This is a genomic window from Burkholderia sp. 567 (genome assembly GCF_040545115.1).
In the GTDB taxonomy this organism is placed as follows: domain Bacteria; phylum Pseudomonadota; class Gammaproteobacteria; order Burkholderiales; family Burkholderiaceae; genus Burkholderia; species Burkholderia ambifaria.
In genome coordinates, this window is record NZ_JBEPLG010000005.1 from 412213 (window position 1) to 423859 (window position 11647).

An 11647-nucleotide genomic window follows, 5' to 3' on the forward strand; every position below is an offset into this window, starting at 1 on the left:
GGCCGCCGGTGGCTCAGGCTTGAGCGGGCGCGCCCTTCGCGCGGAACACCTGCTTCAGGCCCGAGAACAGCGGTGCTTTCACGGTGCCCGGCGCGCGGCCGAAGCTTTCGGTGATGCGGTCGAGAATGATCGCGAGCAGCACGACCGACAGACCGCTTTCGAACCCGAGGCCGATGTCGAGGCGCTGGATACTCGCGAGCACGTCGTTGCCGAGGCCGCCCGCGCCGACCATCGACGCGATGATCACCATCGACAGCGCCATCATGATCGTCTGGTTCACGCCCTGCATGATCGACGGCAGCGCGTTCGGGAACTGCACCTTGTACAGCAGCTGCCACGGCGTGCAGCCGAACGCCTGGCCGGCTTCGACGATCTCGCGGTTCACGTGACGGATGCCGAGGCTCGTCAGGCGCACGGCCGGCGGCATCGCGAAGATCACCGTCGACAGGATCCCCGGCACGCGGCCGAGACCGAACAGCATCGCGGCCGGAATCAGGTAGACGAATGCGGGCATCGTCTGCATCAGGTCGAGGATCGGACGCACGATCGCGGCGACCAGCTTGCTCTTCGCGGCCCAGATGCCGAGCGGAATGCCGAGCACGAGGCTGATGATCGTCGACGACAGCGTGAGACCGAGCGTGATGACCGTCTGGTCCCAGAAGCCCGTCGCGAAGATCAGCAACAGAGATAAGGTGGTGAACAGCGCGAAGCGCCAGCCCACGCGCCACAGTCCGACGCCGATGAAGATCGCCATCATCAGCCACATCGGGATCGCCTGAAGTCCGTGCTCGACGAACGCGGCGAGGCCCTCGATCGCGCGGCCGATCGCATCGAACGTTGCCGCGTCATGGTCGAGCAGGTAGTGAACGGACCGGTCGACCCAGGTACCGAGCGGAATCATTTCAGACATGGGAACCTCGCGAACGCGTGATGGCTTTCAGGATGAGTGCGCGGTCGACCGAACCGCAGTAACAGCCGTCGTCGTCGACGACGGGCAGTGCATTCGGGCTTGCGACCACGCGCGCGACGACATGATCGAGCGTCGCGTCGCGCCGGATGCTTTCGATCGGCCGCACGGACGGCGTGTCCTGACCGAGCGCATCGCGCGTGACGAAGCCGCGGATCTTGCGTGCGGCGTCGAGCACGAACGCGTATTCGGCGCTGCCGTTCAGCGTCGCCGCGACGTTCGCCGCATCGAACTTCGACATGGTCGGCACGGCGCCCGTCTGCATCAGGTCGCCGGCGGTGAGGTAGCGGCTGGTGTCGATGCCGTCGAAGAACGCGCGCACGTAGTCGTCGGCCGGGTTCGCGATGATGTCCTGCGGCGTGCCGACCTGCACGAGCCGGCCGCCTTCCATGATCGCGATGCGGTTGCCGATGCGCAGCGCCTCTTCCAGATCGTGCGACACGAACATGATCGTGCGGCGCTGTTCCTTCTGCAGTTGCAGCAGCACGTCCTGCATTTCGCGGCGCTTGAGCGGATCGAGCGCGGAGAACGCCTCGTCCATGATCATCAGCGACGGGTTCACGGCGAGCGCGCGGGCCAGGCCGACGCGCTGCTGCATCCCGCCCGACAGCTCTGACGGCAGCTTGTGCGCGAACGGTGCGAGACCGACCTGCTCGAGCACGTCCATGGCCCGGCGTTCGCGCTCCTTCTTGCCGACGCCGCCGACCTCGAGGCCGAACGCGGCGTTCGACACCACGGTGCGATGCGGCATCAGCGCGAACGACTGGAACACCATGCTCATGTCCTTGCGGCGCAGCGCGGTCAGCTCCGAGCGGCGTGCCGACGCAACGTCGAGCCCGTCGATCAGCACCTTGCCGGCGCTGGGATCGACCAGCCGGTTCACGAGGCGGATCAACGTGGATTTGCCGGAGCCGGACAGGCCCATCAGCACGAATATTTCGCCTTCCTGCACGTCGAACGATACGTTGTGCACGCCGACGACCTGACCGGTACGCTTGAGCACATCGTCTTTCGTTGCACCGGCGGCGAGCATGTCGAGCGCCTGCTGCGGGTTACTTCCAAATACCTTGCACAGACCTTCGACCACGACCTTGGGGGCATCCATTGAAACCTTCTCCTCGTGTAGCGGGGACTAACGCGTCGCATAGCGTGCCTACATAGTTGCCAGAAAAAACCCCGACCTGCCGACGAATTACGACAAACGCTTGCGCAAATACGACACGGCCTCCAGCCCCGCCGGGCGGGCCGCAGCGCCCGGCGGCACCCGTTTGCGGCGACGCAATACGCGCACAGCCAGCACTGGCGGGCATCGGGTGTCGGACTTGTGCGCAGCAGCGCGGTGCGCATCGCATGGCGTTTTGCGCCAATTCGCGTCGAGGGGCGCGTCGTTTTACGACAATTTCACGTCCGTTCCGGGGCCGCTCTGCTCAGACGAAAGAAAACACTGGTTTCACCCGAAAAAGCATGACCGTGCAAAAGGCCGCGCGGCGACACCGAACGGCGCACGCCGTGATACCGCGCCAACCCTGAAAATCCGCGACGAGCGCTGTGATACATTCCCCGCAAACACGCTGATCGCGACGTTGCCGTGGGCCTTTTACCGATGGTACGCCGATGACGCGCGCGTGCCGGTTCGCCTGCCGGCCATACCGAAACAGCCTCGATCAGGCCGCGCGATGATCGAAGGACGATAACGAAATGAGAGAGGGAGCAAGGCGATGAATTGGGCCTTTGCCGCAATCGGCTTCATCGCGGGCGGTATCGCCGCATTATTCGGGGATTTCTCGGTCGCCAACGGCTCGCTGCTGGGTGCGGTGGCCGGGTTCTGCATCGGCCACGCGCTGCGGCAACGCACGCGCAACGGCGGCGACACGCCACCCGGCGCGTTCGCGATGTCCGCACCGTCCGCAACCCCGCAATCCCCACCCGTTCTGCTCGCCGACCGCGTCGCGCGCCTCGAAGCGACGGTCGAGACGCTGACGCGCGAGCTCGATGTGCTGCGCGGCCAGCTCGCCGGCGCGAAAGCCGGTGCTGCCGCGACCGGCAGCGCCACGCAGGCCCCGTCGGCCACGCCGGCTACCGTCCCGCCGCCCGCCCCGCTTCCGCCGCGACCCTCCGTGCGGCCCGCCGTCGCGAGCGCCGGCACGCCAGCGTCGACGTCCATGCCGACTCCCGCGCCGACGCCCGCGCCGGCAGTCGCCGCGCGGACGAGCGACGCGCCGGCCGCCGCCGCTGCACCGACGAATGCACCCGCAGCCGCAGCCCGCCCGATCCCGCCCGCGCCCCGCGAACCCGGCATCGCCGAGCGCGGATTCCGCGCCGCGCGCGACTGGCTGCTCGGCGGCAACACGGTCGTGCGCGTCGGGATCATCGTGCTGTTCTTCGGCGTCGCGTTCCTGCTCAAGTACGCGGCCGACAACAGCATGCTGCCGATCGAATTCCGTCTCGCCGGCACGGCGCTCGCCGCGGCCGCGCTGCTCGCGATCGGCTGGCGCGTGCGTGCACGCCGCGCCGCGTATGGCCTCGTGCTCCAGGGCGGCGGCATCGGCATCCTGTACCTGACGATCTTCGCCGCGACCAAGCTCTACGCGCTGCTGCCCGTCGGCGCCGCGTTCCCGCTGATGGTCGCGGTGTGCGCGCTGAGCGCGTTTCTCGCGGTGAAGCAGAACGCGTTGCCGCTCGCGTTCATGGGCAGCGCGGGCGGCTTTCTCGCGCCGGTGCTGCTGTCGACCGGCCAGGGCAACCATGTCGCGCTGTTCAGCTACTACGCACTACTGAATGCAGGCATCTTCGCGATCGCGTGGTTCAAGGCCTGGCGTCCGCTGAACCTGCTCGGCTTCGTGTTCACGTTCACGATCGGCTCGGCGTGGGGCGTGACGGCCTACCGCCCCGCGCTGTTCGCGAGCACCGAGCCGTTCCTGATCCTGTTCTTCCTGATGTATGTCGGCATCGCGCTGCTGTATGCGGTGAAACGCGAGCTGGCGTTGCGGCACTATGTGGACGGCACCCTCGTGTTCGGCACGCCGATCGTCGCGACCGCGCTGCAGGCGGCGCTCGTGAAGGACATCCCGTTCGGGCTCGCGTGGAGCGCCGTCGCGCTGTCGGCGTTCTACGTCGCGCTCGCCGCGTGGCTCGCGCGGCGCCGCGAGCGCCTCGCGCTGCTGTTCGAATCCACGCTCGCGCTCGCGGTGATCTTCGCGACGCTCGCGGTGCCGCTCGCGTTCTCGGGCCCGACGACCAGCGCCGCGTGGGCGATCGAAGGCGCGGCCGTCGTCTGGCTCGGCGTGCGCGAGAAACGCCTGCTGCGGTTCGGCTTCGGGCTGCTGATGCAGGTGGCCGCGGCCGGCGCATTCTTCACGAGCCTGCTCGGGCCGGCCGACACCACCGCGCTGCCCGTGCTCAACGGCCCGACCATCGCGATGCTGCTGATCGCGCTCGCCGGCCTGTTCACCGGCTGGTGGCTGCACGGACGCGACGAAGCGCGCGCGTGGCACGCGTGGATGCCGGAGGTCGGCGCCGCGGCTGCCGCGTGGGGGCTGCTGTGGTGGGTCGGCGGCGGGCTGCATGAGATCCTCGTCTACGCGAGCCGTCACGTCGATCTGCATGCGGACCGCTTCGTCGTCGACGCGACCGCGCTGTTCGCGGCCGGCACCGCGTGGCTGGCACACGTCGCGCGCCGCAAGCTCGCGTGGCCGATCGCAGAATGGCCGGCGCTCGCGCTGACGCCGGTGCTCGCGCTGCTCGCGTGGCGCGCGTTCGATTCGCACGAAGCGCCGCTGTCGGGCATGGGCGCGTTTGCGTGGCCGATCGCCGTCGTCGCGTGCTATGCGCTGCTGCTGCGACAGTCGCGCGGCACGACGGCCGCGGGCGCAGCAGCGGAGACGGACAGGTCGGCCGTGGCAGCCATCCCCGCCCCCGTGCTCGCGCCGCTGCACACGCTGATGTTCTGGACGTTGTGCGGGCTGTTCTCGCTCGAAGGCTTCTGGCGCCTGCGCGCGTTCGTGCCCGAAGGCGCGTGGAGCTGGAGCGCGTGGGCCTATGGCTTCGGCGCGCTGCTCCTGCTGGTGGCGGGCCCCGGCTCGCGCCTGCGCTGGCCGGTTGCCGCGTTCCCGCGTGCGTACCAGGTATGGGGTGCCGCACCGCTCGCCGGGCTGCTGGGACTGTGGAGCATCGCCAGCGTGACGAGCGACGGCGACGCGTCGCCGCTGTTCTGGCTGCCGCTGCTCAATCCGCTCGACGTCGCGCAACTGCTGATCTTCGTCGCGTTCGCGACCTGGCTGCGCCGCCTGAAGACGCTCGACATCACGTGGCATCCGCTTGCGGCCGACCTCGCGGCGCTCGCGACCGTGTTCCTGTGGTTCAACGCGCTGCTGCTGCGCACGCTGCATCACCGTTTCCACCTGGCCTACGACATCGACACCGTGCTGTCGTCGTTCGGCATCCAGCAGGTGTTCATGGTCGGCTGGAGCCTGTTCGCGTTCGCCGGGATGTGGCTCACGCGCCGTGACGGCATCGCGCGCGTGTGCGCGCTCGCGTCGCTGCCGCTGATCGTCGTGATGTGGGTCTGGACCTTCTATGCGAACTTCACGCAGGACGGCGGAAGCTGGGCGCGCATTCCGCTGCTCAATCCGCTCGATCTCGTGCTCGTGGTGGTCTATGCGCTCGCCGCGTCGTGGTTCGTGCGCGCGCGCAAGCTCGGCTGGTCGTTCGACAACTATCGCATCGAGCTGCTGAGCGGAGCGGGCGCGACCGCATTCCTGTGGCTGAACGCGATCCTGCTGCGCACCTTGCATCACTGGGCCGGCGTGCCGTACGAATTCGGCGCAATGGCCGAATCGACGCTCGTGCAGGCTTCGGTGTCGGTGTACTGGACGCTCTGCGCGCTCGCGATCACGATCTGGGCCACGCGCCGCGGGCTGCGTCCGCTGTGGTTCGTCGGCGCCGCGCTACTCGCGCTCACGGTAATCAAGCTGTTCCTGTTCGACCTGTCGCACGTGACCGGCATCAAGCGCATCGTGTCGTTCATCGGCATCGGCGTGCTGCTGCTGTTGATCGGCTATTTCTCGCCGCTGCCGCCGAAGGCCGCGCTCCAACCGGACGACGCACGATGAAGCGACTCGCAGCCCTGCTCGGCCTGAGCCTGCTGACATCGTTCGCGGCGGCCGACGCCACGCCGGGCGCCGAACGCGTCGCACGACGCTTCTCGCTCGATCTCGACGGCAGCGCCGCGTATTACCAGCTCACCGTGCCGCAAGCCGTGTATGCGGCGAGCCGGCGCGACGATCTCGGCGACGTACGCATCTTCAACGGCGCCGGCGAGCCCGTGCCGTATTCGCTCGATGCGCCCGCGGCGGCGGCCGTGCCGCCGTCGCGCACGCCAGTGCACTGGTTCCCGCTGCCGCCCTCCCGCACCGACGACGGCAGCGCGCCGCTCGGCGTGTCGGTCGCGCCGGACGGCTCGCTGCGCGCGGCCGTTACCGCACCGGCTCGCGTGAAGCACGCGGCGGATCTCGTCGACCTGTCGCATGCCGACGGCGAGGTCGACGCGGTGCTCGTGCATGTGAGCGACGACAGCTATCAGGGGCGCGTCGCCGTCGAAGCGAGCGACGACCTGCGCAGTTGGCGCTCGCTCGGCAGCACGCAACTGCTGAAGGTCGGACGCGGCGACGACATGCTGGTGCAGGAACGCATCGTCCTCGAAGGCACGGGGTCGCGCTACCTGCGGCTCGACTGGCTCGACGGTGCGCCCGCGATCGCGTCGATCGAGATCGAAACACAACCGCACGATGCGCGCACGGCGGACGCCGCAGCCGTGCCGCGCCAATGGCGCGATGCCGTGCACGTGCGGGCCGGCGGCGCGCCCGGCGAGTATCTGTTCGACACCGACGGCGCGTATCCGGTCGACCGCGTGCGCATCGACCTGCCGCAGCCGAATACGGTTGCGCGCGCAACCTTGCAGAGTCGTCCGGACGCGCAGGCGCCGTGGCGCGACGTCGCCGGCGCCGTGCTGTTCCGGCTGCAGGGCAAAGGCGCCGAACAGCGCAACCCGCCGCTGGCGTTCGCGCCGAATCCGGATCGCGCGTGGCGGATCGTCGTCGACATGCGCAACGGCGGCCTCGGCAGCGGTCAACCGGCCGTCGCGGTCGGCTGGCATCCGGCCGCGCTGACCTTCGTCGCGCGCGGCACGCCGCCGTTCACGCTCGGCGTCGGCAACGCATCGCTGCCGTCGTCGGCCGTGAGCCGCGATGCGCTGCTGGTTGGCATGGCGCCGGAAGTGCGGCCCGCGCGCGTCGGCGCGGCATTGCCGGCCCCGGCGGTCGAGCCTGAACGCGCCGCCGATACGGATGCGACGCGCCGTTACGTGCTGTGGGGCGCGCTGGTCGTTGCGGTCGGTGTGCTCGGTACGATCGCATGGCGCCTCGCGAAAGGCGGCCGCGACGAGTAACGTCGCCCCGCATTCGTGTCCTTCTTGATGCGCCGTTTACCGCACGCGCCTGGTTTTATCGACAATCGCAACGCGCGATCGCGTACGATCGTCGCGAGAATTCGTCGGCCGGGTCTCTCTCGGTACTGGCATGCGCGCCACGCGATCAAGCACGCCGTTATCGGCCCACGAAGCGCCCATGCTGGCGCGGCCGCCACGGCGACGAGCGGCAGCTCGCGGCGCCGGCCGCACGCCGTGCTGCCCATCCGGTGACACGGCGCACGTGCGGGTCGCGCCGGGTCAGCGCGGCCACGCGCGACGGCAACGCATACGCGAGACGCCGCACGGCCGCCGCGCGCGCAGCCAGCCGCGACGCCGGCAACATGCGGCGCGCGAAGCGCGCGACGGGCCGCTTGCAGAGGATCGCGCTGTCGTAGCGCTTGCCGGCGAAGCGCATCGTGTCGACGACCTCGAAACCCTGCGCGCCGTAGAACGCCAGCAGGTGCGAAGCGGGATGCGGCGTATCGAGCGCGAGCAGCGTATAGCCGCGCAACGCGGCCCACTGCTCGGCAAACGACAGCAGCAACGCGCCGATCCCGCGGCTCTGGCAGTCGGGATCGACGGCCACCTGCCGCACGCTCGCGACGCCTTCGCACCGGTACAGCGAACAGGCCGACGACGGATCGGTCGCATACAGCGTGGCCGTACCGACCACACGTCCGCCGCACACGGCGACGTAGCACTCGCCCGCTTGCGCGCGGCGGCGCGTGACGTCTTCGTCCTGGTCGACGCACGTGCAGTTCAGCCCCATCGCGCCGAGCCGCGCGAATGCGCGATGCAGCATCGGCGTGAGTTGCGCATAGCTGTCTACTGCCGGATCGAAACGCCGGACGATCACCCGATCGGCGCACACGGAAGGCAGCGCGGCAGCGGACCGTTCGGCGATCGCGTTCCAGGGTATCGACATTGCAATACTCCGTGGTTGGGATGCCCGAAGTCTATGAGCGCGCCGGCCGCCGTCACAAGAAAAAATGTCGTAAAAGTTTGGGGAAATGCGCGCGGGGCGAGACGATTGCGACGATACGTGCGGCGGCTTTCGCGTGGCGCTTCGAGAACGCATGAACGAACGCCGATCGTTGTTCGCGCAAGCAACGTCGCGTGCGTCGTTGACACGTGCGACGACTCCATCCAGACTCGCTGCTCCCCCACCGTACCGAGCACGCTCATGGTCACCTGCTTCCTTCGCTACGTCATCGATCCGTACAAGCTCGAGCAGTTCGAAACCTACGGCAAGATGTGGATTCCGCTCGTCGAGCAATTCGGCGGCACGCATCACGGCTACTTCCTGCCATCCGAAGGCGCCAACAACATCGCGCTCGCGATGTTCTCGTTCCCGAGCCTCGCCGAATACGAGCGCTATCGCGAACGCTCGATGGACGATCCGGCCTGCCAGGCCGCGTTCCGCTACGCGGAGGAAACGCGCTGCATCGTCAGCTACGAGCGCAGCTTCTTCCGGCCGGTGTTCGAGTAACCGCCGCGCATCGCGCCCCCTTTCCGGCGGCGGACGAAAAAAAGCCCCGCCAGCATCCGCGCGGCGGGGCCAACCCATGTCAGTAGAGACATCATGGAGGAGACGGGCCCATCTTATCGAGGGCCGTGCGCCGTCCCAACCAAGCATTTCTGCTATCCATCTGCATCGCCGCGCGCACGCTCGACCCGCGTGCAACGCATATCGATAGAACGAAAAGTCGTTTTCAGAGTGGCGGCGGGGTCGTTACCATCTGGTTTTAAGCCTGTGCTTAGCCGGGCAAGCCATCCCAAGGAGCGCCCCTTGACTGCATTCGATCAACACCGCCGTCCGTTCGTGGTCGGCATCGGCGGCACCACCCGCGCCGCGTCGTCGACCGAGCGCGCGCTGTCGTTCGCGCTGCGCGGCGCGCAAGCCGCCGGCGCACGCACGCGCCTGTTCGACGGCCCGTTCCTGCATACGCTGCCGCACTACGCCCCCGAACACAAGACGCTGACCGACGCGCAGCGAGAGCTGATTGACACCGTGCGCGAAGCCGATGCGATCGTCATCGCGACGCCCGGCTATCACGGCGGCGTGTCCGGCCTCGTCAAGAACGCGCTCGACACGCTCGAGGAACTGCGCGCCGACGAGCGCCCGTATCTCGACGGCCGCGCGGTCGGCCTGATCGTCACCGCCTACGGCTGGCAGGCTGCCGGCACCGTGCTGACGTCGCTGCGTTCGATCGTCCACGCACTGCGCGGCTGGCCGACGCCGTTCGGCGCCACCGTGAACACGCTCGAAACGCGTTTCGACAGCGCCGACAGCTGCTCGGATCCGAAGGTCGTCGCACAGCTCGAGACCGTCGGCGCGCAAGCAGCGGAATTCGCGCTCGCGTTCGCGTCGCATCGCGCGGCTTCGCACGCCGCGTCGGTCGACGTGCTCGCTCCCGTGCTGAAGATCGCCAACCACTGACCGCAGTCTTCCCGCCGCCCGCGCCCGGCCGACGACGTTCGCCGCGCGCGGGCGATGCGCGTCCGAAGCGCCGGCCGCACCGCGCCGACGCCTCTGCTCCGTTCCGGCTCCCCGCCCCGATAATGATTCGGCCCGCCACGTGATTTGCATTGGCCGAAAGATTGGTTCACGCGGGCGGCGGGTTTTCGTACGCTGAAAGCCCGAATCCTCCCTGCGTACGCCATGAACCGCACGATCCGCTACAAGGGTTACGAAGTCGCCCCCGCCGCCGCCCGGCTGCCGAACGGGCTGTTCGCCGCGAACCTGACGATCGAGAAGGCAAGCGGCGGCCCGTCGCCGCGCGCCGTGTCGTTCGACGCGATCGATTTCTTCTTCGAAGAGGAACACGCGCTCGCATATGCGTCCCGCTGGGGACGCCTCTGGGTCGACACGCAGGCCTGAGCGCAGCGCCCGCAGCGAGGGTTCGCACGAAAATACGCGATGACGGAAGCTATGCAAGAATCTTTCGTCTTGTAATCGCATAACAACAGCCATGTCCGACACGCTGCAGGACGAGCATGTAGCGGCAGATTACGCCATGCGCAACTGGACCTTCGAGCGTCAGGGTCCGGTCAGGATCGGTTCCGATGCGCACCGGCAGATGTTCTGCCACATGCTGCTCGATACACACAACCCGTACAAACCGGCCGTCATCGACTGGCCCCCGCTCAAGCCCGACGAACTGAAGCGGCTCACGTCGCTGCCGATCTGGGACATCGCCGTCCAAACCGAGGGCCGCGCGTCGATCCGCGTGGCAACGTATGCGGCGACGATCGACGATCCGCTGCTGCGCCGCGCGCTCGAGATGGACGGCGGCGAGGAGGCACGGCACAAGGTCGTGCTGTCAAAGCTCGTCGAGGCATACGGCATCCGGCTCGCGCCGGAGCCGCCCTACCCGGCGCCGAAGGATCCCGAGTGGTCATGGATGATGACGGGTTTCAGCGAGTGCATCGACAGCTTCTTCGCGTTCGGCCTGTTCCGCTCCGCGCAGCGCTCCGGCTATTTCCCGCCCGAACTCGTCGACACCTTCGAGCCCGTGATCCAGGAGGAAGGCCGCCACATTCTGTTCTTCGTGAACTGGTACGCGTGGTACTGGCGCAATTTGCCGTGGTGGCGCCGGCCGTGGTTCTTCACGCGCGTCGCGGCCGTGTGGGTGCACCTGGTCCGCGACCGCATCGGCATCGCCCGCGGAATCGACGCCGACGGCGTCGCGCGCGATGCGAACTTCCCGGCGACGAGCACCGCCGACATCGGCGAAACGCTGAACCCGCGCGAGCTGATCGAGCTGTGCCTGACCGAGAACGACCGGCGGATGGCCGGGTACGACAAGCGACTGCTGCGCCCGATGTTCGTCCCGCGCATGGCGCGCCTCGCGCTGCGGTTTCTGCGGAAGTAACGCTGCGGCGCACGGCGGCGGGTTGCTGGCGGCGCGGATTGGCGCACGCGGTCGCCTGCCGGCGCCTTCTCCTGGACGGTGTGCCGCGGCGGCCGGACGGGGCTGGGCAATCCGACTCGCCGGGGCGCGGTTGCCGGCCGCGCGTCTGCTTCCCGCCTACGAAAACGAACACACTGGGGCCCGGATTCGTTGCGCAACGCGCGACGTGACGTTGGCTTCCTCCCTCCAACTGACGGCGCGGATCGGCCGCATTCGCACGTCACCTCTCCTCCCGCGGGACGCCTTCCCCGGAAACAGGATCAAGTCGTTGTGGCGACGATCCGACATTTCCCGCTCGCT

General features: G+C 68.4%; 8 protein-coding genes and 1 pseudogene. 6 read left to right on the plus strand and 3 right to left on the minus strand.

Annotation, left to right across the window (positions count from 1 at the left end; translation table 11 throughout):
* Positions 1-13: 13 nt before the first annotated feature.
* A complete protein-coding gene (gene choW, locus ABIC50_RS17660; protein WP_006749909.1) occupies positions 14-910 on the minus strand; it encodes a choline ABC transporter permease subunit in 897 nt (298 codons plus the stop codon).
* Positions 903-2312, minus strand: a pseudogene (locus tag ABIC50_RS17665) (quaternary amine ABC transporter ATP-binding protein); the annotation flags it as partial. The pseudogene ABIC50_RS17665 and the gene choW, both read right to left, overlap by 8 nt.
* Positions 2313-2685: 373 nt before the next feature.
* Between ABIC50_RS17665 and ABIC50_RS17675 the strand changes: the two are divergent.
* Together ABIC50_RS17675 and ABIC50_RS17680 are read left to right on the plus strand one after the other, a co-directional pair.
* A complete protein-coding gene (locus tag ABIC50_RS17675) occupies positions 2686-6078 on the plus strand; it encodes a DUF2339 domain-containing protein (protein ID WP_354165793.1) in 3393 nt (1130 codons plus the stop codon).
* Positions 6075-7412, plus strand: a complete 1338-nt coding sequence (locus ABIC50_RS17680) for a DUF3999 domain-containing protein (protein WP_354165796.1) — start codon at positions 6075-6077, stop codon at positions 7410-7412. The genes ABIC50_RS17675 and ABIC50_RS17680 overlap by 4 nt, the downstream gene beginning before the upstream one ends.
* 157 nt (positions 7413-7569) lie before the next feature.
* On the opposite strand, the gene ABIC50_RS17685 is transcribed toward ABIC50_RS17680, so the two are convergent.
* On the minus strand, positions 7570-8358 hold the full coding sequence (locus ABIC50_RS17685; RefSeq protein WP_354165798.1) for a GNAT family N-acetyltransferase: 789 nt from the start codon (positions 8356-8358) through the stop codon (positions 7570-7572).
* A gap of 258 nt (positions 8359-8616) precedes the next feature.
* On the opposite strand from ABIC50_RS17685, the gene ABIC50_RS17690 reads away from it, so the two are divergent.
* The 4 genes from ABIC50_RS17690 to ABIC50_RS17705 all read left to right on the plus strand — a co-directional run bounded on the left by ABIC50_RS17690 (position 8617) and on the right by ABIC50_RS17705 (position 11308).
* The gene (locus ABIC50_RS17690; protein WP_105833164.1) at positions 8617-8922 is read left to right on the plus strand and encodes an NIPSNAP family protein; all 306 of its coding nucleotides are present in this window, start codon (positions 8617-8619) and stop codon (positions 8920-8922) included.
* A gap of 300 nt (positions 8923-9222) precedes the next feature.
* A complete protein-coding gene (locus ABIC50_RS17695) occupies positions 9223-9873 on the plus strand; it encodes an NADPH-dependent FMN reductase (RefSeq protein ID WP_041491524.1) in 651 nt (216 codons plus the stop codon).
* Between the two features lie 222 nt (positions 9874-10095).
* Complete coding sequence (locus tag ABIC50_RS17700; RefSeq protein WP_006749916.1) at positions 10096-10314, plus strand: hypothetical protein; 219 nt, start codon at positions 10096-10098, stop codon at positions 10312-10314.
* A gap of 91 nt (positions 10315-10405) precedes the next feature.
* The gene (locus tag ABIC50_RS17705) at positions 10406-11308 is read left to right on the plus strand and encodes a ferritin-like domain-containing protein (RefSeq protein ID WP_354165800.1); all 903 of its coding nucleotides are present in this window, start codon (positions 10406-10408) and stop codon (positions 11306-11308) included.
* Positions 11309-11647 lie beyond the last annotated feature (339 nt).